Source organism: Pirellulales bacterium, assembly GCA_019694455.1.
Classification (GTDB): Bacteria; Planctomycetota; Planctomycetia; order Pirellulales; family JAEUIK01; genus JAIBBY01.
Genome location: JAIBBY010000011.1, coordinates 75272 through 101760, shown reverse-complemented (window position 1 = coordinate 101760; position 26489 = coordinate 75272). Strand labels below are relative to the sequence as shown.

The following is a 26489-nucleotide window of genomic DNA, read 5'->3' as shown; positions in this document are numbered from 1 at the left end:
TATCTCGGTCTTGGTGGCGCTGTTATGTGTCGATCGCTCTGCCTTGCGTGGCGACAGCGGAATGGCTTGTTGGTCATTGGGGACCGTATTGGGCGCGGCCGTTTGCTCGTCGATGCTAGTGGCGGATGTTGGCGCACCGACCGCTGTGCCAGCCTCGGCGTCTTGATTCGCACTGACCTGTGCGCTACCAGGAAGCGGCGGCGTGTCCGCAGCCTCGACGTGTGTGACTTGTCGCGTCTCGGCAAAGGGATCGTTGTTGCTCGCTCGCTGCGGCTCGTCGTAAACCGGTTCGTCTGACGGAGGGAACACGTACTCGTGGCGACTCCGCGTAGTGGCTCTGCGCGGTGGAGTTGCATGGGCATGGCGAACCGCCGGCGCCGCCGCTCGCCCGCCGCGGGCATCGGGAATATCGCGCATATCCTGCCCGCGCGTATGCGAGACGCCAAGGCAAAATGCCGCCCACACCAAGATGGCCGTTCGACCGCGCATCCGTGCGTTATTCCTGGGTTGCCAATTGGCGGCGCATCCTTGCGACCGCGCCGATGATCAACCGGCCTTGGCGGATTCGCTCGAAATCAACTCCGCGACCCGCACGCAAAAATTGTCGTTGAGCACCAGAACTTCGCCCCGCGCGATCAATCGACCGTTCACGTAGATATCGACCGGGTCGCCCGCCAGTTTGTCGAGCGGCACCACCGTCCCCCGTCGCAATTTGAGCACGTCTTCCAGGTACATCTGGGTGCGGCCCAGTTCGATTTTCAAATCGAGGTCGACGTCGCGAATCAGATCGAGTGTGGCCCGCTCGGTCGAAGGAATCGCGCCCGTGAACTCGTGCAATTCAAACGGCGTGGCCGGCGTCGCCGCTTCGGTGGCGGCTGGCGCGTCGATGGACGCCAGCGCTGCCTGCGCTTGGCTCAGCAAAAAGTCCACATCGCCCGGCGCGATCTGCGGTTCTTGCGATTCTGGCGCCGCTCCCTTGGAGCTGGCGGGCGCCGATGTTGCCATCGGCGGTTTGCCGCTGAGCAGCGCCTCGATCTCGTGTTGGCCTAGCGGTGCGCTGCCCGAGGGCGCTGGGCCGCTGCCCAACGACTTGCCGGTCTGGGATTGCTGGAGCAATCGTTCGATTTCGTCTTGGCCCATTTTCTGATGGTCATCGGACATGGCGATGCTGGCGCCTGCGGTTCGGGCCTGTGCTGGCGAGAAAAGCGGGCGGGATTCTCGCGAAAACACGGTCCGGCATCAAGGCCAAGTCACACCGTCGCATCGTGAAACGAGCGGCGCCGAATGACGCTCCGCGCTGGAAGTCGCAGTGGCGCCGCGACAGCCAGCATTGCTGTCACTGCTCGATAAACGAAAACTTGCTGAAGATGACCTCTTGCACCAGCGGCTTGCCCAGTAGTTGATTGGTCTTTTCCAGAATCTGCCGGCGAATGAGCCCCAGGCTGGCGTCAGTCAAATCGGCCATCTCCGCGCTGCGGACGATCGTAATGACCTGGTGACGCATACGATGCCGGTTCTCCTCGAACAGCGCATCAAACTCACCGGATTCGTCGAAAGTCACCGTTCCAAAGATGTGAAAATCGACCAGCAAGCTAGCACCCGAAGCCGGATCTGTGGCCATGATGCTATATTCGCCAAGATCAACCTCGCGGTTCTCGCCGAAATGCTCGACCGGAGCGGCATGCCCATGCTCCGCTTTCTTTTCCTCGCCATGACCGTGTCCCTTGTCATGTTTTTCGGCGGCGCCGTGACCACCATGCCCCTTGTCGTGCGATTTTGCGTGCCCCTTGTCATGTTCTTGGTCATGTTTCTTGTCGTGGCCCTCTTCGGCGACCGCTTCCTTGGCGTCCGCGGCTGCCGCCGGTTCACCATTGCCGAGAAAGAAGAACGCGGCCAGGCATTCGCCCAGAACCACAGCCAGGATCAATGCCAAAATGGTGATCTTGTTCATCAGAGCCGGAGCTCCTTTTCCTTCGGCAGCGTGCTCTTTCGTCGCGGCCGCGGGCGTCGGGGTGGTTTGTTTGCTCATGGCGCCTATCAAGGTTGGAAGCAATGGGCCCCGTTACAAACGCTATGGGAGCCGAGATGGTTAATGAACCATAGCTTCTTCTGCGTTGGCGCTTTCCGAATCCAGCCGAATTGCTCAACAAACACGAATCCGCGTCTGATTAGGCGCTGACCGGCATAATCGGTCGCTTCCGAATACCCGATTTTTCCGCGCCCAAGGCGGGTGGCGTAGCCGATTTGAGCCGCTCTTGGATTCGACCGAAAGTCGCGTCCCCGGACGAACGCGATCGCGCACAGCGTTTCGGTGCGCGCATTACCATCTCTGGGGCGCGCTTGGGCTGAGAACGTGCCCGGCATCGCGACCGTCCCTACATGCGATTGAGTCCGTCGGCGCCAAGCCATGGCGCCTTGCCGCCAACTCAAATCAGCCAGGCGATCACCTCGCGCTTGCCAGCCGCATTCGCTTATCGACGCAGATTCAACAATTCGTCGAGCAGTTGCTGAGCGGCGGTGATTACGCGCGCGTTGCCGCGATATTGCGTCGACGCCAAGATCAGGTCGATCAGGTTCTTGCCGATATCGGTGTTCGAGAGTTCCACGGCGCCGCCAACCACCTGGCCAATGCCCTCCTGACCTGGGTTGCCTTGCACCGGCAGGCCCGAGTTCACACCGCCGGCGTACATGTTCTGGCCGCGGGCTTCGAGACCGGTGTTGTTGGCGAATCGCGCCAATCGCATTTGGCCCAGATCGCGTTCAAAGCCGTTGTCGAACACGCCGCGCATGCGTCCCGATTCGTCGATGATGTAGTTGGTGAGCTTTCCGGGCGGTTGTCCATCCTGACGCGTCACCTGCAAACTACTCACCTTTGACGCCAGTCCCGAGACGTTGCTAAAGTCGAGTGTGAACGACAATGGTTTGTCGGACGCAATGTGCGATCGATCGATCGATATCGTGGCGGTGCCGCCGGGAATCAGATTTCCCTTCCCGTCAAAAGTGACTAGTCCCGATCCGACGGCGGTCTGCACGCCACTCGTCGGATCGTTGTCGGCCGAATCGGCGAACCAACGGTATGTAGTTGTCGTGGCGTTCCGGCTCTCCAGCACCGCCGTGAGTCGCACGTTGAGCGGAATACCCAGCGAGTCGTAAACGAGGAAATCGGCCGTCGCGCTCTCGCCCACAGCCTTTTGCGTGGAACCGAAGCTCAAATTGGGTTGGCTGACGGTCCCAGTGCTGGGAGTCAGCGTAAAGTCGGCAGTGCTGATCTCAATCGCATTGCCTTTGCCGTTGTTGCCCACCAGTCGAATGCGACCGTTGTTCAATGTGCCGCCCGGCGCCAATCCGGAAATGTCCTCCGGAATCCCATTGGCGGCAGTGGAGCGTTGAATGCCGAGCGACTCCTCCATGAAGGTGATCAAATCGAGCACCGTGGAAGTGCCGGTGATTGTGAACTGTTTGGGCGGATTGATCTCGCGCTCCGCCTTGGATCCTTTGAACTCCAACACTCCTTCTTTAAAGGGCGAGTCGTAACCATCGTTGGCGTTCCGCTGCACCACGTTGGTTAAGAGAGTGTTGAAGTTGACCGCCGGACCATCCAGGTTGACCTGCGGATTAAGCGCTATCGTGGCGTCGGAGTTGTTGTCGGTGAAGGTTTGGCTCGGCAGGTTGTTGTCGATCTCCCCCACGTAGTAGAAAACGTTGGGGTTGTTGGCCAGGTTTCGGTAGATGCGGCGTACCGTAAAATTGCCGCTGGTGTCTACCGGAATGTTTTCCAGTTGGACGCGTCCCCCAGAGATCGTGGTCGGATTGATGATCTGAGAGGGCCGACTTTCCACGCCGTTGGGCGGGCCGCCGCTGGCGTCGGCGAAAGTGACGTAGTAGTTGTAGTTGCCCGTCAGCGTCGTTGTGTCGAGTGATTGCCCGGCCGACCAAGCGGCGGCGTTGGCGCCGTCTGTGAACGATTGGCCCGCCAGGTTGTTGAGCACTTCGCCCACGTAATGATAGGCGCCTGTGCCGGTCGCATCGGTCCGGTAGATGCGCCGCGCGGTATAGCGGCCGGTCGGATCGACCGGCAGGTTGCTGAGCGCCACTTGATCGTTCCCGCCGGTGACCGTGATAGGACCCAGCGTCGCTGACGGCAAGCTCTCGGTGGGCGTGTCGGATCCAATAGCGCCATCGGCGAAAACGACCTGGTAGCGGTACACTTCACCCGCCGCCAAGCCACCACCACCAGCGCTTTGCCCCAGTGTGGTTCCGGCGCCTGGCACGGCCGACAGGTTGGCCGTGGTGGTGTTTGTCGGCCGCGTGAGGGCCGAGTCTCCCAGCACGCCACTCTCGATGATCTCAGCCGTGGTGGCCAGATCACCGTCTGGAACCAACGTGCCGGAAAGCTCCGCAGTCTCCGTGGCCTGCGCTACCGCAGCGCTGCCCAAGGGGATCACGAGCGGTTTGAGTTCCGTGGTTTGAAGCTGAAAGTTCTCGTCAACGCCGAAGCCCAGCAATCGCTGGCCGGTCGATGTAACCAACTCGTTCTTGCTGTTTAGCTGAAACGATCCATTGCGGGTGTAAAGGTGCTCGCCGCTTGATGCCTCTACAATGAAGAACCCATCGCCTTGAATCGCGATGTCGTTGGCCGCGGCGCTGATTTGAATTGTGCCTTGCGAGAAATTGGGCGTGATCGATGCGACTTTTGTGCCCAGGCCGATCTGCCGTGGATTCGTACCGCCGTTGTTGTCGGTTGGCGCCGAGCCCAGGCTCAACGTGCGCAAGAACTGAGTGGCGAACAACGCCTCGGACGCTTTGAATCCGTTGGTGTTGGCGTTCGCCACATTGTTGCCCACCACGTCGATCGTGGTTTCGGCGGCGCTGAGTCCGGTGATGGCCGTGCTGAATACGGAGGAAAGGCCCATTTCTCGTTCCTTCCAGAAATGTATGCGTTATTGAGCGGGTTGAATCTCGCGGATATTGCTGAGGCTGACGCTCTTGTCGCCGACATGCACGCGGATGGCGCCGTCGGCCACCGTGGCCTTGTCCACCTTGCCAGTCACCTCATTCGAACCGTCGTCCAGTCCTTTGATCTGCTTGCCGATCAAACTGCTGGCGGCCGCGAAGCTTTGCCCCTGCTCCATCGAATCCAGCGTTTTGGAAAGCTTGTCGGTCGAAGAAATCGAACGCAGTTGCCCCAATTGTTCCAGGATCTGCGCATTGTCCATCGGATTGACCGGATCCTGGTTCTGCAACTCGGCGATCATCAAGTCCAAGAAGCTCTTGAGGTCAATGTCTTGAAATGCGTCGGCCTTCTTTCCCTTCGGCAGAATCTTGGCCTGGTTTTGATTGCTGGTTTGTCCGATCGCGGCGGTATTGTCTGTAGCCATCTGATTGTCCTTACGGTGGTTTGGCTTGTCTTACGAACGCGCCGGCGCCGCGGCGCAAGCGCGGTGGCGTCAACCGGGCTAATTCATCCGAAAAACGATGTTCCTGCTCTCTCCGGTCTTAAATCACCACATCCAGCGCGCCATTGGTCTGTTGCCTCCCACGCTCCGGCGCCGCTGGAGACGCAGCACTGTCGCGCGCCAGCGCGGTTTCAAAGCGGCGCTGGCCGGCTGATCCACGCTGGCCATCGTTGGCTTGTTGACCCGCGTCGCGCGCCAGTTCGCCTCCGGACTGATTCATGAGATCAATGTCGAAGCGCTCGATCTTGATGCCTTGTTCGCCAAGGCGCTCGCGCAACTGCGGCAAGTTGTCGGTCAGCACCTGGCGGGCGTGGTCCGTTTCGGCCTCGATCCGCGCCGACAACACGCCATCTTTAACCGTGACATCGAGCTTGAGCGAACCAAGTTCCGCCGGGCTCAACCGCAATCGCAGTTTGCCACCCGTCTCGCCGATCGTTTGAAACGCTCGAGATACTCGACCGATGAAGCGGGCCTGATCGGTCTGCGACAGTCCCGTGGATCGGCCCATCTCGCTGCCGCGCTTCGCGCTGCCGGTGGTTGAGCGGCCAGTTTCGGCGCCGGCGGTGGAGCCACTGGCGACGGTTTGAGTATTCGCAGGTGATTGCGTTGCTGGGCTGGCTGGCCGTTGCGTAGCCTGGACGGACAGCGCAGCGGCATCGCCAGGCTTGCTGACCACCGCGGCCGGCGTCTCCAATCCCGTGGCTGGCGCCGCAGCATTGTCGGGCGGTGGCGCGCTGGCGGTATCGACCGCCTGCACGATCTTCGCCTGCGAGTCCGCGTCTGCGCGCGATTCTCTCCGTTCGGAACGCTCCCGCCGCGTGGACGATCGCGCATCGGCCGACGGCTCGACCGGTATTGACGAGTTCACTTTTTCGGCGATCGCTTCGGCAGTTTTGAGTGAAGCCTCCTCCGAACTCTCCTTGGCATTGGTGTTGCCGGACTTTGCTACTTCGGCCTCGCCTGCCGCTACTGCCGCCGAAGGGTTGCGAACCGGCGCTTCAGCAGGCGTCGTGTGTTGCTCATCCGCGGACTTGCCTGGCGCCTTGTGCATCGGCGACTTCACGGCGGCAGCAACATGCGCGGTTTCCGCGTTGTTGAGGCCTCTTGTCGCGCTGACTGCTTCTGTGGCGTGGACCTGTTCCTCCGACGCGTCTCCATCCTTCGCCGCATCCCGCTCCGCGTGCTGAGCCAGCTCCGCGCGAGGAACAGCACTGACGGTTGCCGCTGCGGAAACAACGGCTTGGACCGAAGTCGCTTCGGGCGACTTCTGCTCGGTGGCCGGTTCGGGATCGGCGTGTGTTCTGGCCGCCTTGTGGGGCCGCTCAGCCTTCGTGTCGCGATCCGTCACTTGCTTCTTGGGGCGCTCCGTCGCGGGGGCCGGATCGTTCCGGCGGCTCTCATCGCGCGCATCTTCGCGTTGTTCGCTTCGCTGCTCGATCAGCTTGGACAGCGGCGATTGTTCCATGTGCCGCAGGTGATCGTCAAACACTGGCGCGCCATCGTCTGCCGACGCGCGCCGCTTGGTGGCCTCAACCGGCGGAATGCTGAAGATCAGACTATCGATATTCATCCGCGCCATTGCATTGGTCCTAAGGTTGGGATGCTGCCTGCGACATCGCGCCGCGCGTCTCATCCACCATGCGAGCGACCGGATCGCCCTGTCCCATTACTTCCAGAATCTCATTCAGTCGCGGCAGATCTTCGGGCGACTTGAACTCAGCCACGATTTTCGCCCGTCTCTCTATCGGCATCGCGGCCAGCATCGCGACCACATTTTCCAACTCGCCCTGCTCCAGCATCAGCAGCAACTGTTGACGCGCCTGTGGCGGCCGCATTCGCTCGAAGGTGAGCCGCACGTTCTCTTCGCCAGCCACGAGCGCGGCGTCGGCCATTTGCGCCAGTTCCGCTTGAAACGCCTGTTGAATGCGGGTCAGTTCGTCACGTCGCGCCGTCACATCGAGCCGCTCGCGGGTGAGAATCGAAACATTCTGTCGCACCACTTCTTCGCGCAGCTCCAATTCGCGAAACTTCACCGAGCGCCGCTCGAGCAACTCTTCATACGAAGGCGTCTCCTTGGCCTCGTCTGGCCGCGCCTTGGGCGCTTGTGCTTCGGTTCCCACCAACACCGCGCGCAGCCGCGCCAACTTGGCTTCGTTCAACGTGCCAGTAGAAAAACCAATTACGACCAATGTGATCGCGGCCAATACCGTGGCAACCGCGAAGTACGAAACGCCCGCCCCCAACTTGGAGATCAGCCCTCCCATGCGGTTCGACCTCCCATGGCAAAGGGCCGTAGCGCGATCTCATCTAGCTGCGCCTGCTCGCGCCGCTCCTCCTCGACCTGATGTCGCGCGGCCTGCGCCTCCTTCATCTTTTCCAGCATCCGCACTTCGCGATCCGCCTCGACCAGCACCAGCCGTCGCCGCTCGATTTCCTCCGCCAGCACTTTCCGCTGGACAATGGCCATCTGCTCTTCCGCTCGCAACAGCAGTTCATAACGTTGCGCGTCGAGCAGTCGATCGACGTTGATCGGTCCCACGGACAGATGGGTGGCGTTCACGCGCAGTTGCCGCAAGTCCCCTTCCAACTCCTGTAGCCGATCCAACAGTGCCGCATCGGCGCGCAGCGCCTGCGCCAACTCGCCGCGCTTTTCATCGCGCCACGATTCGCGCAGTCGCATTAGCGTCGCCAGTCGGAAATGAAACGGCTGCATGGACCTGGATTAACCTCGGCTTGAACTCTGTGCCGTGCTAGCGCGCCGCGTCGCCGCCACCTTGGCGAGCTGAACCAGCATTTGCCGCGCCCCTTCGACGGAACTGGACTCCTCGACCTTTTGCCGCAAGAACTGGTTGATCACATCGTGCATGTCCATGGCCAAGTCGACCGTGGGGTTGCTCCCGCGGCGATACGCGCCGATCGAGATCAAATCCTCATGGTCGCGATACGCCGACAGCAGCTCGCGGATCAACTGCGCGGCCGCCACTTGCTCCGCCGGCACAATGTCGTTCATCAAACGACTTAAGCTGCCCAGGACATCGATCGCCGGATAATGTCCACGGGAGGCAATTTTCCGCGACAGCCAGGTATGTCCATCGAGCAATCCGCGCACGGCGTCGCCAATCGGCTCATTGGGATCGTCGCCCTCCACCAGCACCGAGTAAAAGGCGGTGATGCTGCCGCGCGGGCTGCGGCCTGCGCGCTCCACCAGCTTCGGCAACATGGCAAATACCGACGGCGGAAATCCTCGCGTGGTAGGGGGCTCGCCCGCGGCCAGCCCAATCTCGCGCTGCGCCTGCGCAAAGCGCGTCACCGAGTCCATCATCAACAGGACGTCGCGGCCTTGATCTCGAAAGTACTCGGCGATTGCCGTGGCGGTCGACGCGGCGCGCACGCGCTTCACCGCGGGCTCGTCGCTGGTCGCCACCACTACGACGCTACGCTTCAGGCCTTCTGGGCCGAGGTCGCGTTCGATGAAGTCGTTGACTTCGCGGCCGCGCTCGCCAATGAGACCTACGACGCTCACCTCCGCCGAGGTGTAGCGCGCCATCATGCCAAGCGTCACGCTCTTGCCGACGCCCGAACCCGCGAAGATTCCCATCCGCTGGCCCTTGCCGCAGGTGAGCAGCGCATCCATGCAGCGCACCCCTGTCGAAAGGGGCGTATCGATGCGTGGCCGTGAAATAGGGCTGGGGGGCGCTTGATCCACTAACGCGCGGCCCGCCAGACTGGGCTGCGGCAGTCCATCGATCACCTGTCCTTCGGCATTGACGACCCGGCCTAGCAGTTCGTCGCCCACCGCAATCCAAGGCAGGGTGCGCACCAACCGCACGCGGTTGCCGCGCCGCACTTCCACCAGGTCGCTGTGTGGATAGACGATCGTCGTTTCGTCTCGAAAGCCAATCACCTCGGCGCGCAGCGTCGTGCCCGACTGACGCTCGATCTCAACGACCGCGCCCACCGGGGCCGGAAAGCCCGCCACCGCTGCCGTGGTGCCAACAATCCCCTGCACCTTCCCCGTCAGGGCGGTGGGCATGACACGTCGAATTTGTTCTTGTAGTTCCAACATGACGATTTGTCGGCAGGTGCTAACTCAGCTCTTCCTCAATCCGCGCTAATTGTGCCCCGATTTGTTGATCAATCACTCCAAATCGCGTCTCTACTCGGCAACCGCCCCGGCCGATATCGTCGGCAGCGATCACTTCCGCCGCGCCGGCGCGGCTTAGTTCTCGAATCAACAATTGCGCCTGCTTACCGAGCGCTTGTTGATCCTCGGGGTGCAAATAAATCTTCACATCCGCGCTGCCAGCCGCCAGTTCCAAGGCTTCGCGAACGAGCGCGAGAGTGATTTCTGGTTCTCGTGCCAGCTCTTTGCGAATCACGCGCTCTGCTATCGCCGCAGCGACGTGAATCGCTTGTCGTTCCCAATGCTTGATCCATGCTTGGCGCGCGTGTCCGATTTGCTCCACCACCTGTTTGAGCGCCGGTAACAGCGTGGCCACATGCGTACTCACTTTTTGCTCGGCAGTTTGTTCCATCTGCGCCATCGCCGCGGCGCGACCCTCGCGTTCGGCTCGTTCGCGGATGCCCGCAGCCTGCTGTTCCGCTTCGGCGATGATCTTGCGCGCCTCGCCCTGAACGGTCGCCAGGTAGGCCTGTGCCTTTTCGGTCATGTCGCCGAAATTGAAGGCGACTCCGCCTGCTTGTCTGGCTGGCTCCTTCGATTTGATGATCGAGCTCATGCCGCCCCCTCTACGACCGACCATTGCTCCGCGGCGATCAGGCACACTTCGCGCTGAGCGGCGGCCACATCGCTCATCCGCACCGCCCCCAGTTGTTCGATTGAGCGGCGCAACTTCTTGGCCGCGCGCCCGCCCAGCAGCCGGTAGACCCGTTCCGCAAACATCAGTGTCGCGCCGGCCAGCGCCAGCCGCATCACCTGTGGGTCGCAGTCGGCGATCACCCCGGCCAGTTCAACGTCGGTCCATTCGATCAGTTCGTCGAATTCGACCTCGCGAGGCGCCTCGGAGGGTAGCGGCTCTGCGGGCGCCACCTGTGGCGCGCGTCCCAAACGAGTCGCCAACTCGGCGTCGTGGCGGGCAATGCTCGACAGCAGTTCGTGTTCCGTCAGCGGACCACTGGCATGGAGTATCTGCCGCATGGTCGCCATTCCCGCCGCCTGGCGGCGCTGGCCTTCCAACCGCGACTGTAATCGTGTCTCCAAGCTGCGCTGAACCGCGGCAAGCGCTGTGGGGTGCGCTTCGTCGAGCTCCACCAGCCGTCGTACAACCTCCGCGCGCAAATCCACGCCGAGGTGCATCAACACGTCCGACGCGCGGTGCGACGTCAGGTGCGCCAGCACGAGCGCGATGGTCTGTGGCTGTTCGTGCTCGAGCAACCGAGACAATTCGGCAACATCTGAGTCGTGAAGCAGCGACTCGCCGCCGAAAGCGACCGGACGACTTCGAGAGTCCGCGGCGATCTCTTGGGGTTCATGCGCCAGATTGACGTCGAGCTCCACGCCGCCATCGTCCACCACCGTTCTCGGTCGCTCGCTGCCCAGAAAGTCGTTCAGCACCTGCTGCTGCTCGATCGGGTCCACGTCGTCCAGATATCGCGCCAGCTCGCGCACCTGCGCCGCCTGCGACGGCGGCAGTTGCGCAAGCAAGCTGCTGGCAGTGCGGTCGTCGAGGCTACGAATGAGAATCGCCGCCTTACGCAATGTGGATTCTTTGTGCTCTATCATCGTCATGCGCTAATTCAGGTTGCCGATCCAGCCCTTGAGTATGTTCGCCGCCGCATCGGGATCTTCGCGCACCAGCTCGACCAGATCATCGCGCAACGACGGCCCAGTGCTTGCTCGCCGCCGTAGCCGGCTCTTGGCGCTTGCCGCCTCGCCGGCTTCGACGGGATTTGCCGACATCGGCAGCACCGCCGGGTTTTCTTCATATCCTGCGACTGGCTGCGGCGAGACCTGGCTCGGCACGCCGCGCACCACCGATCGCAGCATGACCAGACTCACGCCAGCCAACGCGAACATGCCCAGCGTGCTCCACGAGTCGCCAAGCCAAGCCAAGGCCTTGGTGGACATTGCTGGTCCGGTGGGTGGCGCTAGCGGAATCGGCGTGAACGGCGCGACCGACACTAGATCCGCGGCGCTGACGTCGGCCTGATGCGGAATCTTGTTGAACACCAGTAGTCGAATCTTTTCTCGTTCCTCCTCCTCGATCTGCACCAGTTCCGCCGTGGTTGGTTCGACCGGCGTCTGGCCCTCGGCGGTCGGATGGCGTTCGCGCCACAAATTGACGAAATAGCTGCTTGGTATCGCCACCGACACCGACACACGCTCGGGAGTCAAGCCGACATGTCGTGACCGAGTGATGTCGGTCGAAGTGACTTTGGACTCCTCGCTGCGGTTACGCGTCTCGCGCGACGAAGTTCCGCGTCCGGCGCCGGCGATTGACGCCCCACGATTGGGCTGCTGCGCTTCGAGCCCCGGCCGGCCGCCCGGCCCGCCACTATCTGTGCTGGTTTCCGTCTCGTCCGAAGTCGTCCTCATCGCCACCGGCTTGGGATCAAACTTTTGGCTTTCCTCTTCGCTATGCTGCATCTTGCTGAGCTCGACGTTGACGCTCACGTTGACGCCGGGCACATACGACAGCAGCGATGCGATGTCGTCCTGAAACTCTTGCTCGTAGGTGCGCTTGAGCGACAGGTAAGGGTGGTCAAAGCCTCCACCGCCTCCACCGCTTTCGCCATCGCCAGAAAATGTCTTCCCATGATGCGCGTCGATGACGCTGACCTGGTCGCGCGAAAGCCCCAAGATGGCGCCGGCTACCAGGCTGCGAATCGCAAAGGCCTGCGCGGCGGTCAGAGGCTGCGAGCCAAGCGTCCGCACATGCACCGCGGCGGTGGCCTGCGGCTCGGACTTGAATCCACGTTTTTCCTTAGTGTCGGTGTAAACATCGGCGCTCTCAATACCGGCCATCTGGCTGATGCTTTTGGCCAGCATCGAGTTGAGAGCTTGCTTGAGAATCGCCTCTTGCTGTTTGCCACTTGAGAATGGGCTTTGACGCTCGACGACGTCGATCAGCCGATCGCCAAACGAGATCGGCAACCGATTAGCGTCGGCTAGCGCCGCCAAGTACGCCGATTGCTGGGCTTTCGGAATCCGAATCAGATTCCCTTCCACTTCAAAGTCGCTCAGTCCGGCTTGTGCCAGCGCGCCGAGGACGGCCGGCATCTCGCCTGGCGAAAAGGGGTGTCCGCCGAGCAAGTAGCTGTCGGGGCCCGTCGTCCGCGATTGAAAGAGATACCCCAAGCTGACGACCACCACGATCAACAGCAGCGCCGCGGTCATCCGCGTGCCAGCCGACATTGAGCGGAACAAGTCGTTAAGCTGGGCCATCGCCCGATTGAGAAAATCCATCCTGAGCAGCTCCCTCTGCGACCGACAAACGGGCGATCATCCATGAACGCCGTGCGCGCCACCGACTAGACGCGGATACTCTTTACCTCTTCATAGGCCTGCATCAACTTATTGCGAACCTGCATCGTCATGCGGAACGCCAGATCCGCCTTCTGCACCGCCGATAGCACCTCGGCCGGGTTGACGTCGCCGCCCGTCATCAAATTTTCCACTGCGGCGTTCGCGTCCTGCTGCATCGCGTTCACCTGGTTGACCGAGTCGACCAACAGATCCTTGAACGATGTCTGCCCGGGCGCGATTGCCTGCTGCGCGGCGTCCAAGGTGAAGCGCGATTGTACGCCCACCTGTTGCCCGATTGCTCCGATGGCTTGATTCATCGCTCAACCTGTCTATGCGAGAATGCGAAACGATTGTTGAAACAGATCTTTCGAGATTTCAATGAGACCAATGTTCGCCTCATACGCCCGCGAAGCTTCGAGCGAATCGACGAACTGGGTGGTGAGATCGATATCTGGATAGGCGACGTAACCGTTTTTGTCGGCGTCGGGATGCGTGGGATCGTACTTGAGCCGCGGCTGGCCCTTCTCGGTCTCGACCGAACTGACCCGCACGCCGGCGGCGCCAGCAGGCCCTCCCAGGCTGGTGTCGGTCTGAAACACCACGTAGCGCGGCTGATAGGCCTCGGGCTGGCCCGCTTCATTGCGCGTGGTAGAAATGTTGGCGATGTTGTTCGAGATTGAGTTCAACCGCACGCGCTGCGCTACCAGTGCGCTGGTGCTCACATTAATCGCCGTAAACATGCTCGGTCCTCCTTGACCGCCGTGACGACGCGTTACACGCGTTCGCTAATTGCCGCCTGCAATAGCCGAAATTGATTCGCCATAATCACCATCGCCAGGTTGTGCTGCAATTGGTTCTTGGTGATCTCGGCGATCTGTTGTTCGAGTCCCACATTCGTCTCGTCGTGATGCACGATACTAGTAAGACTTTGTTTCACCTCACCAAACGGGTCGCCGTATCCCGTTTGAGCCGGAGAAGGGTTCCCCAAGCTCCAGTTGTCGCGAGCGGTGATGGCTTCTTTTAGTTGCGATTGGAACTGCTCGACCGACAGGTCGCGGGTGCGATAACCGGGCACGTCGAAGTTGGCGACGTTGCTCGCCAGAATCGAATGCCGAGTTTGCGCGAAGTTGGCAAACTGCTCCAGGGCCGGAATCGGAGTCTGATTAAACAACGCGTCAAGCATCGCATACCTGCCTAATCTGCCACCGATGCTCCCAGGGCAAATGGCGCGCCGCTCGCGCAGTGCAACGGGATGCCGCCACCCCAAGTGGTGCCGTTTCTAATCGCAAGTCGAACCGTGGTCTCATTCTTTTTTCGCTGTAGTCGCTCGGGCCGAACGTCCGATACTTGCCTGCGATACACCATGCTCTAGGGCGTGACCGGCGATTTCTGCGCGTGCCGACCGGCCAATTCTGCCGATCGCCATCGCGGCGACTAGATCGCTCGGCTGAACGACTTCTCCCGCGGCGCGTATCCGTAGCCTCGCAGTTTGCCCGAAAGTGTGCGTATTCCGATCCCCAGCGCTTCGGCGGTCCGCGCTCGATGCCCGCTGTAGTGGTCCAAGGTCGCTTCGATCAGTGCGCGTTCCATCTCATCCAGCCGCGTGCCGACCGGCAAAGCGCCGTGCGATTCATCGGCCTGCGGCTTGCCATCGATCAGCCAGGGCCGAATGTCGCCGACGCCGATCGAACCGCTAGAGCACAACACGCTGGCTCGGGTGATGATATTCTCTAATTCGCGCACATTGCCAGGCCACTGATAATGCGATAGCAGATCGCGGGCCGCGGCGTCGAGCTGGCAGGGGTCGCGCTGCAGTCGCCCGGCCGCCCGCTCCAAAAAGTGGTGCGCTAGTTCCGCAACATCTTCGAGTCGTTCGCGCAGCGGTGGAACCGCCAGCGGCACCACCGCCAGGCGGTAATACAAATCCTCGCGAAACCGCCCCGCTTTCGCCTCGGCCGGCAAGTCGCGATTGCTGCTGGCCAGCACTCGCACGTCGATCCGCTGCGTCTTGCTCGAACCCACCCGTTCGAAGGTGCGCTCTTGCAGCACGCGTAGCAGCTTGGCTTGTAGCGGCAGACCGATCTCGCTCACCTCATCCAGCAAGATCGTTCCGCCGTCGGCCAGCTCGAAACGCCCGGTGCGCGCCGCGTCGGCGCCAGTGAAGGCTCCCTTCTCGTGCCCAAATAGCTCACTTTCCATCAAATGGTCAGACAGCACGGGGCAGTTCAGGCTGACAAGCGGCGATGCCGCGCGGCGACTTTGCGCGTGAATAGCGCGCGCCACCAATTCTTTGCCCGTTCCGCTTTCGCCAGTGATGAGCACGGTTTCGGTGGTCGGCGCCACCTGGGCGATCCGGTCACGCAAGGCTTGCATCTTACGACTGGATCCTTGCATCATCACGGGCTCGTCGCCTGTGCCGCCGGCGCGCGATGGCGCGGCGGCGTCGATCAACCGGCCATGCGCTAACGCACGGTCGACCAGGTCCTCCAAAGCGTCGACGTTGAACGGTTTTTCAATGTAGTCAAACGCGCCATGGCGCATCGCCTCCACCGCCGTCGACACCGAAGCGTAAGCAGTCACCATGACGATCTGAGCGCCGTGCCGGCGCTTCGTCAGCTCGCGAATGAACTCCAGGCCGCTCATGCCTGGCATTTGCAAGTCGGTAATGATCAGGTCGAAGCTTTCCACCCCTAGCCGAGCCAAGCCCTCGATGGCGCTCGACACTCCTTCGACTCGATGCCCCACATGCGTCAGTATTTCACAAATCGAGCCGCGCGACTGTGGATGGTCGTCCACCACCAGCACGCGCCCGGTCGACGGTCTCTGGCTTTTGTCTGTCACCGACCTGATCACGCGGCGGCCTCCATGATGGTTTGTTGCGGGATGCGCAACGTGAACGCCGCGCCACCGATGGCGCAGTTTTGGATCAATACGTCGCCGCCATGCGCCTCGACGATGCGTTGCACAATGGCCAGTCCCAACCCCGTGCCGGTGCTCTTGGTGCTGAAGAACGGCTCGAACACTCGTGCTTGCAGTTCCGGACTGAGCCCCGGTCCGCTGTCGGCCACCTCCAACTCGTACCAGCCGCGGCCGCGATACGCACTGAAGGTGATCTCGCCACCGGATGGCATGGCGTCTATGGCGTTCAACGTCAGGTTCAATAGGGCCCGACGCAGCATCTCGCGATCGGCCGTGATCCATTCATCGGCCGCTAGCTGTAAATCAACATCGATGCCTTGCGCGCGTAGTTGCGGCGCGAGTTGGGCGACAATTTCCTCGGCCACGCGGCGCGGGTACACGCCGCCCACTTGTGGCTCGCGCTCCGCGGCAAAGTGCAACAAGTCGTTCACGGTGGAATCGAGCGACAATACGCCGCTCTCCACCTTGGTCAACACGTCCAGACTTCCCCCGTCGTCGGACAAGCGCCGCCGCAACAAGCTCAGGTACAGATTCACCGGCACCAGATTATTGCGCACTTCGTGCGCCACATGGGCGGCGATTTGGCCCAGATCGGCCAGTCGATTTTTGCGCGCTAGCTCGCGATTCTTGATTTCCAATTCGTCTGTCAGCCGGCACACCTCGGCGCGGAGCGCATGGTGCGTTTGCTCCAACCGTTCGGTGGCCGTATGCCATGCCGCCAACACGGCGCCAAGATCGGCGCTTGTGTCGAGCGGTTCCTCGGTATAGATGCGCGGCTGCTGCACCATCGTTTTCCTCACTTCCGGCTATGAAGCCAGATCGAGACCCGCTGTTCCAAATTCACTGCAGTCGGCGTAGGCCTGTCGCGCTTCGCTGGCCGACTGCAACATTTGCAGCTTGGCTGCGACTTCGTCTCGGCGCAGCTTCAGGTTCGCCTCGTTTTCCCGTTCTTGATCGAGCACTTCGTCGAACAAGGCTTGCGCTTGACCCAACAGCGCAGCACACCGCTCCCGTTCTCCCGCAGTACGCCAGACGCGGCGATCGGGATCTTGCTGCCGATACGGATCGAATCCACGCTCCACCGCGTGCAATTGTTCAATCAGTCGTTGTTTGCCCGCGAACATGCGCAGCAACTCGGTCAAGTCGCCGGACTCGATCAGCGTGGCCTGCTGCCGACTTAGGTCGCGCAGTTCGACCAGACAGGCGTGTTTGGCCTCGATCAGTTCCGCCAGTTGTTGTGTCGTCGCCAGCATGCTGTCTTGTCGCTCGTGTTACAGCGCTCGTAGCCACGTGAGATAGGTATTCCAGTCGGCGGCGTCCAGCCCAGTTCGTTGTGCGAAGGGAGCGTTGGCCGGCATCCGATCCAGCACAACTCGCGCCAGCGACAGCGCCGTTTGCGCCTCGTCCGGGTCTCCCAATCGTCGGTGACAGATCGCCACCTGCGCATACGCGGCGAGGGCCTCTGGCATGTTGGGATAACGGTTCAACGCCAGCGTGTACGGCTCGAGGGCCTCGGCATAGCGCCCCAGCGCGACCAGCGACGCTCCCCAGTTGAAGATGCTTGTCCGCTGCACCGCGCGCTCCACCTGCTTCAATTCGATGCTCATTTCGCGCTCGCCAAGTCGTTCCACCACCACTTGATAACCACTGGCTGCCAGCTCATAGGCCCGTTGGCGCTTGCGTCCCAACTCGCGGCGCGACTGCTCCACCAACTCGGAATCCAACTGCTTGCCAAAGCGGGCGGCCAACTGCAACTCGCTGTCTGCTAGCAGATATTGCGCCATCCATGCCTGATGGTCGTCCGGATAGCGCTGAATGGCCTCGCTCAGGCGTTCGATGGCCTCTTCGTAACGTCCCGTCAGGTGCAACAGGCTGCCGAGGGCGAACAGCGATTCGCGCCATTCCTTGCTCGCCGGAGTCAGCAAGTCGCCATCCAAATTGGCCAACAGGCTGCGTTCCGCGGCGGCGTAGTCGCCCAGTTCCAGGTGAATGGCGCTGGCCAGCAAATGGGCGCCGTACAGGGCCGGATGTCGAGCATGAAACTCGATGCATTCATCGAGCACCGCCAACGCTTCTTTGAACTTTCCTTCTCCCACCAGCGTCCTGGCCAACAGGACCAGCGCCGGCGGGCGCTCGCGGCGGCCAATTATCTCTAGATAGTCACGCAGCAGCGTCGCCGCCTGATGGTAGTTCTGCGCTTCTAGATAGCACTCCGCCGATTTCAGGCGATCCGCCGGATATTGCCGCGTGGCAAATCGCTGCTTGGCAAGCTGGTCATACAAAACGGCCGCGGCGCGCATTCGGGCTCGCCCCATGCGGCGCTGGGCGATGGCCGCCTCGCCCGAAAGCCGGCCGGCGTCGTCAATCAGCCGTCGTCCCCAGGCCTCCATGGCTTTGGCCTGAAACTCCCAGTTCTCCGCCTGAGTCAGCGGTGGCGTGATTGTTTGAGTCAGTTGAATCGCCAGCGCGAACTGCGAATTCTCGACCAGAGTGGAATACGCGCGATTCAACCGAACGCGAAACTCATCCGCGGAGATCCAACGATCGTCTTCGAGGGGCTGTCGCCGCCGCACTCGCACCGCTTCCGCTAACGATTGCGTGGCGTCTTCATACGCGCGGGCACGTAGCTTCAGGTCGACAATTTCCACCAGCGCGGCCCACCCCTCGGGCAGATCCACGTAGCGTTTGTAGGTTCGCTCGAATTGATCGAGCGCCGCGCGCTCGTCTCCCAGCTCCACCAAGCAGACACCAACCAGGTACATCGCTTGCCCGGTGACCGCTTCGCCGCGCGGCGCAGACGACTGGATTTGTCGCAGTCCTTCGATGGCGGCTTGCAAGTTCGCGTTGGCGGCCTGCAGGCCGGCGGCATCTCCCGCCAAGCCAGCGGCAGCGCGCTGTTCTCGGCCTTGTTGCAGTGTCAGGCGGCACTCGGCCAATAACGCGTCCCAGCGCGTTTCGTCGTTCATCTTCAAAGGCGCCAGCACCTCGCGCGCCTCGTCGAAACGTTCCAGTTTCCCTAACAGTTCCGCATGCAGCAGTTCGTTGCGCAGTCGTTCCGGTCCGCGGGCCGGGTCATTCCGCTTAAGGCTCCGCGAGAGATAGCGTAAGGCCTTGTCGGGATCGGCCTGCGGCGAGCGAGCGTAGGCCAGCGCCAACAGGGGATCAGTTAGAGACTGTTGATTCGGCGCAGCTTCCGCTGCCCTTTCCAGTGGTTCGCGGGCACGCTGGGACTGACCGCCATGCAATAATGATTCGCCCAACAGCAAATACCCTTGCGCCGCACGGCCGGCGGGAAACCCTAGATCGGCCGACTTTTGCAATCGCTGCGCCGCCTTGCGATAGGCTTTCACACGCGGCACTCCCAACATTTGAGCCGCGCGCTGACAGGTAATCTTGCCCAGCGCGAACGCCGCCGCGCTGCGGTCTCTGGAGCGGGCGCCGACCGAGGATTCAATTTGGCGCGCTAGCGCTTCGGCCTCATTGTCGCGCTGTTCATCTAATGCGGCCAACACCCCTTCCCCCGTGGCGCGACCGAGTATTGGGGTTGCTCCACTTGGCGCTAGTAAGTACGTCCCAACCCCGGCGGAAACTACAACCACAAGCGCGGCCACCACGATCCATTTAGCGCGCATCAATCGCGACGCAAGATTCGCGGCGCCAGCCGCGGCGTCCGTCGTAGTCGCCGGTTTGGCCGATTCCTTGGCCATGCATGTCCCCAGTGAACCGGCGCCAACTAGCGCCGATAACTTTCGAGGATTCCAAACTGCCGCCGGCTGCCGAACGTCCCTGTTCGCGCAAGCGCTCCCGCACCGCCGAGCGGCGGCGGATATGTACCGCAAGGCATCCTGAACTGTCAACGCATCCTGTAATCGCTTGGCAGTTGGGGTAATCGCGTCAATTCGGGCGCTTACATAGCGTCGCCATTCTCGCCGGCAGCTTGCATGGAAATGCTGGCGCAAACGCTGCAATGTGTCTCATGTTGACTTCGCCCCAGTCTGTCCTATCTTTGCTCGTTCATTTGGAGAGCAACGGACGGCCGATCTGAGTCGAATCCATCCGCGTTTGGAGCAACTGTAATGAGTAAACGAGCGTTGGTCGCCGATGACTCAAGCACCATGCGCCGGATTCTCATCCACTCGCTACGGGCGGTCGGAGTCGAAAGCGCCACTGAGGCCGCGGATGGCAGCGAAGCCGTTACGCTGTTCAAGCCTGGCGAGTTTGACGTGGTGCTCACCGACTGGAGTATGCCCGGCAAGAGCGGCTTGGAGTTGATTCAGGAGATTCGCGCCATGGACACCGTCGTGCCGATCATCATGGTCACCACTGAGGCCGAAAAAGGCCGCGCGGCGCAAGCCATCCAGGCAGGGCTTTCGGACGTCTTGGTGAAGCCCTTCACCGCCGAAACTCTGCGCCAAAAACTGCACAAACATGGCTTGCGCTCGCCGTAGCGCTGCAGCGAACGGCCGGTCGCCAGGGGCGCCGGCCGTTCGCGTTTAACGAGCGTGTTGGGCCGTGGGCGAATTCGATTTCGGAAGCACCGTCACCTTGCGTCCCTCGCGGCGATAGGTCAGGTCCGCCGGTTCCAGCGTGGCTCTCAAAAGGTCATCAACCGTGGCATCGCGAAGTTCGACATTGATCAACTGCTGTGGGTCGATGCCAGCGGCGCGCGCCGCTTCTTGATCGAACGTGGTCTCCAATTGCAGTCGCTCCGAAAGCTGCTCAATGACCGCGGCCAGTGGCAGCGACTGGAGGGTCAGTCGTTCGATCCGTATCTGCTCAAGGGCGCTAGCCGGCGCGGGTTGCTTCTTGCCAGGCGATCCGACTCCGGCGATTCGTTCATGCTCTTCGAGCGTCGCTGCCACCATGAGATCACGAGCTCGCGTTGCCACATGCGCGCTGGGCGCTAACTGCTTGATACGCGCCACGGATTTCGCCGCCGAAGGGCCCGCTGGATAGCGCCGCTCCAGGCGATGTTCGGCGCCAACCGGGATAATCCGCCCGCGGCGCCCATCGTGGGCCAACACCAGTTCCAAGTCGTACTGGTTCAGAACATAACTGAGCCGGGCAACCAGCGACATCGCGGGCAAGCTGGCCGCTCCCCACAGATCGTGCGGAATCTTCTCGATTCCTGTCAATTCCACACCGGCATCCATTGCCAGTTGAGACACCAACTCGCGCGGCGCGGTGAAGTCTGGCCATTCCAACAGGCGGCGTTCCAACCAGACTTTTTTCTGCGCCGCACTAAGCCGCGCGGCCTGGGCCTCGCCAATCGCAATGATGGTTCGCACTCGCGCGGCGGCCTGAGAGGGCGCCAAATAGACAACTCCGTCGCCAAACGACGCCCGGCCCCCGACTTCGTCGGCAACTGCGACAAACCATTCGCGTAATGGCCTTTCCCCCCCTTGCAGTGTCAGGCGGCGATCGGGATCGATGCGGCGATCAATCAGTACGGCGCAATGTTGTGTTTTGGCAACAGCATCCATGGCGCTTCGCATTCCAACCCCCGCCCATGCCACGCCAATCCCTTGGTCCAGCGCTTGTCGCTGCGCAAGTCCTGACAGCCACTTTGGTTGTCTTGGCTCACCAGCGCAGGCAATTGCGCAGACCAATGCCAAGTAGGCGAAAATGACGCATCTTGGCCACTCGAATAGCCACCGGAGAGGAGTAAAGCCGGCGCGCCAAACGCGCAAGAAACGTGCCGTACAGCGCGCGCCCGCCGCGCAGCTAGTACGAACGGACCAATGCGGTTGGCAAGCGCTCACGTGTTGCGACGAACGTCCGATTTTATTTGGCGAATTCGCAGTGGCCGATTACACTCGACCATTGTATCCCACGGGAGTGCCCCGACGTCTTGCTCGTATCCGGATTCTGCGTCGCGAGGGAACGCGGCAGCCGTTCGGTTTAGGATATCACTCGTGCAAAGTCCCTCGCGTACGGCACTAGTACTCGACTTTTATCAAGCCTACCTGAGCGATCAGGACACGGCGGCCTTCATTCGCAGCGTGTCCGAGCGCTACACCATTGGGTCGCTGGAACGCTTGACTCGGCATGGTCGCCGCGAGGTGCGGCGCGGCGCGTCGCTCGCGATTGGGTTCCTTGCCGATTATTCGTCCAACGCGCCGCTCGGTCGGCTGCTCAACGATCCAGATCGCATTGTCCGCACTATCGCCGAAAATGGCGTTCGCTCCCTGTGGCGTCGAGCTGGCGACGAAGCCAGCCGCCGCCGGCTGGCCAAAATCATTCGTCTGAATTCCACCGCCAAGTATCGCGATGCCGTGAAGTCGGCGAATGAGTTGGTCGACGACTCGCCCGACATCGCCGAGGCCTGGAATCAACGGGCCATCGCCTTTTATAATCTTGGCCGCTTCGCCGAATCGATCCAAGATTGTCATCAGACGCTGGAAATCAACCCCTATCACTTCGACGCCGCCACCGGCATGGGCCAGTGCTATCTGCAGCTCAACGACTCTGTGTCGGCGCTGGAATGCTTCAAACGCGCATTGCGGCTTAATCCGGGTCTCGAAGGCGTCCGCGCCGGCGCCGATTATCTAGAGCGCACCTTGAAGCGCAAGAGCGAGAGCTGAGCGGCCATCGACCAGTTACCGGTCGATGAATTCCTGAAACCACAGCTCTGTTATGATCCAGCGATAGATATTGTTCGACAGGTCCACGCGCCCTCTGGCATGTAGCGCCAGCGTCTGATCCAATCGCTCGGGATCAAAAAGCCCTCGCCGCCGACATACGGCGCTGCGCAGCACCGGATCGACCGTTCGCTCGGGCTGCTCACGAAACCAGCGACCAATCGGCACTACAAATCCCAGTTTTTTGCGCGGCGTCAGCACTTCCGCTGGCACAATCTGGCGCACGGCTTGCTTAAGCACCGCCTTGCCATGCCCATCCCGATACTTGAAGTCGCCGGGCATGCGGCAGCAATATTCGATCAGTCGATAGTCCAAGAACGGCAATCGCGACTCGATTGAATGTGCCATCGAGATCGCATCGCCATAGTGCAGCAAATCCACCAATCGCCCGGCGTGTTGGCGAACCAGTGAGGCGTTCAGCCGGTCGCCGCCCAATGCGACTGATCCGGCCGGCTCATCCTGCGGGCCATCGCGTAGCGGTCCAAGATAAACCTGCTCGTCGCCGCGACTCCGGCGAAACAGGCGGTGGCTCCACTCGGGGCCCAGCGCTCGACCAGCCAGCAGCACCGCGCGCTTGGCGCCCACGCGCCGCAGTTCCCAGCCAATTTCGCGCGCGGCGCCAAATAGATTTCCCCGCAGCGCGCGATCGGTGGCCGCCAGCGCGAAGTTCGTGTCATAACCGGCTAGCAGTTCGTCGGCGCCTTGACCCTCCAGTACAACCGTCACTCGCTCCTTCGCTGCACGCATGATGAACCACAGTGGCAACACGGCGGGCGTGTGAATCGGCGCTTCGAGATGGCGTACGACCTGCCGCAATGTCGCGAGAAAATCGTCGGGTTGCGCGGGAACCAAGTGGGGCCGCATGCCCAAGTGGTTTGCCAGCGCCTCGGCTCGCGGCGCTTCGTCGAACGGCTCGCCCGGAAACGAGGCGGTGAAGGTGTCGAGCAGCGCCGGGTGAATCTTGTGAACCAGGCAGGCAATACTCGACGAATCGACCCCGCCGCTGAGCGTGATGCCCACCGGCACATCGCTGCGCATTCGCAAGCGCAAGGAGTCCTCAAGTTGCTCGCTCAGGCCCTCGGCGGCGTCCTCAAACGACAGCGAATCGTCACGGTCTGTTGGATAGTTCCAGTACCGCTCCGTACGAACGCCTGCTCTTGAAACAATCAGGTGATGCGCCGGCAACAAGCGCCGAATGCCTTCAAAGCAAGTCGCCTCTAATCGCGCCCCGACGCTTGCGCGCAGCAAGCGGGAGAGCGAATCGTAGTTTGGCCGCGCCAGATGCGGAGCAATGGCCAACAGGGCCTTGGCCTCGGATGCGATCAGCACGCGTCCTTGATCGACGGCATAAACGAACGGCTTGACGCCAAATCGGTCGCGCGAGCAAAAAAGCAAATCTTGCCGCCGATCGTAGATAGCGAAGGCCCACATTCCGTTGAACCGCTGCACTGCAGCCGGCCCCCACTCCTGATAGGCGCGTAGCAGCACTTCGGTGTCCGAACTGGTGCGAAACGAGTGCCCCGCGGATTCAAGTTCCGCGCGCAACTCGATGTAGTTGAATATCTCGCCGTTGTAGCTGATGACGTAGTCGCCATTGTCCAGCTCAAACGGCTGATTGCTCTCCGGTCGCAGATCCAAGATCGAGAGGCGCACATGCCCTAGCCCGACGTGCGGCGCGCAGCAGACCGTTCCGCGCGCGTCTGGCCCGCGATGCGGCATCGTGGCGATCATGCGCTGCAGATCATCGCGCGAAGCGGCCCGCGAGGGATCGAGCGCAAAGATGCCGGCAATTCCGCACATGAGGACTGAGAAACTCGGTCGAGGCGCCGCCAACTGGGCGTGCGGCTGAAGCGCTCCATCTTGGCCGCCTTGCTCGCCGAGCGGAACCCCTACGGCGACTTGGGAGGCAGAATATCGAGGCCGGCCACTCCCAGATCGAGGCGGAACAGCGCGCCGGCGCCTTTTTCGTTGGCCAAGGCGCCTGTCACAAACAACTGATCCCGCCGGGGGCCGCCAAACGCCACGTTGCTGGTTGTTAGTGTTCCCCCTTCGTAGCGGCGCAGCAGTTTTCCAGCGGGCGACAACACTTGCACCTGATGCATGCCGTAATGCGCGACATAGAGATTTCCCTCCGCATCGAGGCACATGCCGTCTGGCTGGTTGTCGATCTGCCCGAGTGCCGGGTCCTTTACCGGCAGGTCTGCCAGCACCTTCTGCTCGCCCAATTGCCCAGGCGACGTCACTTCGTAAACGAGCACGCGGTTGCGTTTGCTCTCGCCTACGAAAAGACGCTTTCCATCAGCGCTCAGCGCGATGCCGTTGGGGAATGCCAACTGGCCGGCGACCAGCGTCGTCTTGCCGACCCGATCCACGTAATGCACTGTCCCAATCGCCTGGTTCTCATCCGAGCCACCGGGATCAGTAAAGTAGAACCCGCCGTTGGGAGTATCGAGCGTCAAGTCATTCGGTCCGCGCAGTGGATTTCCGTCGCATTCCGAAGAGGCCGGCGGCAGCAGCTTTCCTTCGGGGCTCAAATGCAGGACCGCATGTTGGCTGGCGTCGCAAACCAAGTGCGATCCATCGGCCAGGATTTTATGCCCATTCGGCGCGCCCGTGACGGCAAAAACCTCGGCGGCGCCGTCCAGCGTGAAGCGCCAAATCGACTTGTCCTCCGAGAGATAACCGCGCCCTTCATGGTCGAAGACAACCCCTTCTGTGTAATGTGGCACGTCGAGCAATTTGACCGGACGCACGGCGTCGTTCTGCGGCAACTCGGCGCCGTGGATCAATCCGCAGCAAAGCACAGCCGGCATCAGCGCCCATTTGAACATTGGGAATCCTCAATCTTGAAAGTACGCAACGCCCTATACAGCAGCACGAAGTAGCCTACTCCCCCCGTCTTACCTCCGCAAACTGGCCGACGGCGCTGACCGCCCAGCTTGCCGAGTGATTCTTGCCACTGCCGCGAGCGGTCGACCCTACCCAAAACGGCCGCAATGCTCGCTGTTTCTGGGCCGCTTCTCGGCATATCCAGGAACAATCGATACAACCGCATCTGGCCGCCGGCTGAGAATCTTGGGCGCCTGCGCCAAAGTTTCCTTGCCCCGATCCTTTGGGCCCAATTAAGATCGGTATGGACAGGGGATTGGACCGTCGCGGAACGACTGGATGAATAGGCATCGCTTGCTGGTCTCGTACCGATTGTTCATCACGCTGACCCTGTTGGCATTCGGCGTCGGCAGTCAGGCCGCGCCACTGACCATCGGCGGGAACAACATCGGTTCGATCCAAATCACTGGCCCGATTGCGGTCAACAGTGAATACAGTGGGGGCGTCAATTTTTGGGCCCATTGGCAACTTGATGGAGGCCAGAACCAGGTCGCCGAATCCGACTTGCGATGGCTGCAACTAGCGCAGTTCTCCAAGCCGGTTAACGGCTTTCCGAATCGGCCTTTTATTGATCCCAGGTCGAATCAGTCGTTGGGTGATGCAACCGCCGACGCGCTCCCCTGGTACGACATTAGCGGCGACACCAAAGCCGGACTCGCGGTAACAGGTGGAGGCGACGACGCCTGGTTAGGGGACGGCCCCTACGCTCAATGGGAATTCGCCCCACTTACCTTCTCGGTCAGCACACTGGTGGTGTCGATCGTCGATGAGGCGGCAAAGCAAGCGCGCATTCTTGGCGGAGTGGCCTGGGGGTACTCCGTCAGCAACATCGGCGGCAATCATGTGACCTTGATCAATCCAACCGATCTGGCCAACACCCAGGCCGTGCGCGACGCATTCAACACGCAGTTGGCGCTCGATTTTCCTGGATGGTCGTTAGTTGTCCCCGAGCCGAGCAACTGGGCGCTTCTGCTTTGCGCCCTCGCCCCGCTCGCCATTGCCGGGGCGCGCCGACAGCGTCCATAGCCGCGCGGGTATAGCGCACAAATGCGCGTCAGCGCGGATCGCTGTTCAAACTTCCCGCTGACGATCAAATCC

General features: G+C 61.6%; 25 protein-coding genes. 3 read left to right on the top strand and 22 right to left on the bottom strand.

Features of this window, described 5'->3' with window-relative positions; all coding sequences use genetic code 11:
* The 19 genes from K1X71_06865 to K1X71_06775 all read right to left on the bottom strand — a co-directional run.
* On the bottom strand, positions 1-489 hold a 489-nt coding region (locus K1X71_06865; GenBank protein MBX7072855.1), incomplete at its 3' end, for a hypothetical protein.
* A 57-nt stretch (positions 490-546) separates the two neighbouring features.
* Positions 547-1161 carry a flagellar motor switch protein FliN gene (gene fliN / locus K1X71_06860; GenBank protein MBX7072854.1) on the bottom strand — a complete coding sequence of 205 codons (615 nt, stop codon included), beginning with the start codon at positions 1159-1161 and terminating at the stop codon, positions 547-549.
* Positions 1162-1336: 175 nt separating this feature from the next.
* Positions 1337-2029 (bottom strand): flagellar basal body-associated FliL family protein, encoded by a 693-nt coding sequence (locus tag K1X71_06855; GenBank protein ID MBX7072853.1) that lies wholly within the window; start codon positions 2027-2029, stop codon positions 1337-1339.
* 442 nt (positions 2030-2471) lie between these two features.
* Positions 2472-4913: a flagellar hook-basal body complex protein gene (locus K1X71_06850; GenBank protein ID MBX7072852.1), complete on the bottom strand. Its 2442-nt coding sequence runs from the start codon at positions 4911-4913 to the stop codon at positions 2472-2474.
* 27 nt (positions 4914-4940) lie between these two features.
* Positions 4941-5378 (bottom strand): flagellar biosynthesis protein FlgD, encoded by a 438-nt coding sequence (locus tag K1X71_06845; GenBank protein ID MBX7072851.1) that lies wholly within the window; start codon positions 5376-5378, stop codon positions 4941-4943.
* Between the two features lie 118 nt (positions 5379-5496).
* On the bottom strand, positions 5497-7035 hold the full coding sequence (locus K1X71_06840; GenBank protein MBX7072850.1) for a flagellar hook-length control protein FliK: 1539 nt from the start codon (positions 7033-7035) through the stop codon (positions 5497-5499).
* Between the two features lie 10 nt (positions 7036-7045).
* Positions 7046-7720 carry a hypothetical protein gene (locus tag K1X71_06835; protein MBX7072849.1) on the bottom strand — a complete coding sequence of 225 codons (675 nt, stop codon included), beginning with the start codon at positions 7718-7720 and terminating at the stop codon, positions 7046-7048.
* The gene (gene fliJ / locus K1X71_06830) at positions 7708-8136 is read right to left on the bottom strand and encodes a flagellar export protein FliJ (GenBank protein ID MBX7072848.1); all 429 of its coding nucleotides are present in this window, start codon (positions 8134-8136) and stop codon (positions 7708-7710) included. The genes K1X71_06835 and fliJ overlap by 13 nt, the downstream gene beginning before the upstream one ends.
* Before the next feature lie 42 nt (positions 8137-8178).
* Positions 8179-9522, bottom strand: coding sequence for a FliI/YscN family ATPase (locus K1X71_06825; GenBank protein ID MBX7072847.1), 1344 nt, complete (start codon positions 9520-9522; stop codon positions 8179-8181).
* Positions 9523-9541: 19 nt separating this feature from the next.
* Positions 9542-10195 carry a hypothetical protein gene (locus tag K1X71_06820; GenBank protein MBX7072846.1) on the bottom strand — a complete coding sequence of 218 codons (654 nt, stop codon included), beginning with the start codon at positions 10193-10195 and terminating at the stop codon, positions 9542-9544.
* On the bottom strand, positions 10192-11199 hold the full coding sequence (locus K1X71_06815) for a hypothetical protein (GenBank protein ID MBX7072845.1): 1008 nt from the start codon (positions 11197-11199) through the stop codon (positions 10192-10194). Before K1X71_06815 ends, K1X71_06820 begins: the two co-directional genes overlap by 4 nt.
* A gap of 9 nt (positions 11200-11208) precedes the next feature.
* Positions 11209-12882 (bottom strand): hypothetical protein, encoded by a 1674-nt coding sequence (locus tag K1X71_06810; protein MBX7072844.1) that lies wholly within the window; start codon positions 12880-12882, stop codon positions 11209-11211.
* 65 nt (positions 12883-12947) lie between these two features.
* Positions 12948-13259: a flagellar hook-basal body complex protein FliE gene (gene fliE / locus K1X71_06805; protein MBX7072843.1), complete on the bottom strand. Its 312-nt coding sequence runs from the start codon at positions 13257-13259 to the stop codon at positions 12948-12950.
* A gap of 12 nt (positions 13260-13271) precedes the next feature.
* Positions 13272-13682: a flagellar basal body rod protein FlgC gene (gene flgC / locus K1X71_06800; GenBank protein MBX7072842.1), complete on the bottom strand. Its 411-nt coding sequence runs from the start codon at positions 13680-13682 to the stop codon at positions 13272-13274.
* 32 nt (positions 13683-13714) lie between these two features.
* Positions 13715-14125, bottom strand: coding sequence for a flagellar basal body rod protein FlgB (gene flgB / locus K1X71_06795; GenBank protein ID MBX7072841.1), 411 nt, complete (start codon positions 14123-14125; stop codon positions 13715-13717).
* Positions 14126-14376: 251 nt separating this feature from the next.
* Positions 14377-15783, bottom strand: coding sequence for a sigma-54 dependent transcriptional regulator (locus tag K1X71_06790; GenBank protein ID MBX7072840.1), 1407 nt, complete (start codon positions 15781-15783; stop codon positions 14377-14379).
* 8 nt (positions 15784-15791) lie between these two features.
* Positions 15792-16649 carry a sensor histidine kinase gene (locus K1X71_06785; GenBank protein MBX7072839.1) on the bottom strand — a complete coding sequence of 286 codons (858 nt, stop codon included), beginning with the start codon at positions 16647-16649 and terminating at the stop codon, positions 15792-15794.
* 18 nt (positions 16650-16667) lie between these two features.
* Positions 16668-17114, bottom strand: a complete 447-nt coding sequence (locus K1X71_06780) for a hypothetical protein (protein MBX7072838.1) — start codon at positions 17112-17114, stop codon at positions 16668-16670.
* 18 nt (positions 17115-17132) lie between these two features.
* A complete protein-coding gene (locus K1X71_06775) occupies positions 17133-19568 on the bottom strand; it encodes a tetratricopeptide repeat protein (GenBank protein MBX7072837.1) in 2436 nt (811 codons plus the stop codon).
* A gap of 369 nt (positions 19569-19937) precedes the next feature.
* On the opposite strand from K1X71_06775, the gene K1X71_06770 reads away from it, so the two are divergent.
* Positions 19938-20309, top strand: coding sequence for a response regulator (locus K1X71_06770; GenBank protein ID MBX7072836.1), 372 nt, complete (start codon positions 19938-19940; stop codon positions 20307-20309).
* Between the two features lie 45 nt (positions 20310-20354).
* On the opposite strand, the gene K1X71_06765 is transcribed toward K1X71_06770, so the two are convergent.
* Positions 20355-21344 (bottom strand): STN domain-containing protein, encoded by a 990-nt coding sequence (locus tag K1X71_06765; protein ID MBX7072835.1) that lies wholly within the window; start codon positions 21342-21344, stop codon positions 20355-20357.
* Positions 21345-21776: 432 nt separating this feature from the next.
* Here K1X71_06765 and K1X71_06760 point away from each other — a divergent pair, with 432 nt between their 5' ends.
* Positions 21777-22445 (top strand): tetratricopeptide repeat protein, encoded by a 669-nt coding sequence (locus K1X71_06760; GenBank protein MBX7072834.1) that lies wholly within the window; start codon positions 21777-21779, stop codon positions 22443-22445.
* Between the two features lie 15 nt (positions 22446-22460).
* Here the strand turns inward: K1X71_06760 and asnB are convergent, their stop codons facing one another.
* Both asnB and K1X71_06750 read right to left on the bottom strand, forming a co-directional pair.
* Positions 22461-24302 (bottom strand): asparagine synthase (glutamine-hydrolyzing), encoded by a 1842-nt coding sequence (gene asnB / locus K1X71_06755; protein MBX7072833.1) that lies wholly within the window; start codon positions 24300-24302, stop codon positions 22461-22463.
* Positions 24303-24391: 89 nt separating this feature from the next.
* Positions 24392-25333 (bottom strand): SMP-30/gluconolactonase/LRE family protein, encoded by a 942-nt coding sequence (locus K1X71_06750; GenBank protein MBX7072832.1) that lies wholly within the window; start codon positions 25331-25333, stop codon positions 24392-24394.
* Positions 25334-25670: 337 nt separating this feature from the next.
* On the opposite strand from K1X71_06750, the gene K1X71_06745 reads away from it, so the two are divergent.
* Positions 25671-26417: a hypothetical protein gene (locus K1X71_06745; GenBank protein ID MBX7072831.1), complete on the top strand. Its 747-nt coding sequence runs from the start codon at positions 25671-25673 to the stop codon at positions 26415-26417.
* Positions 26418-26489 lie beyond the last annotated feature (72 nt).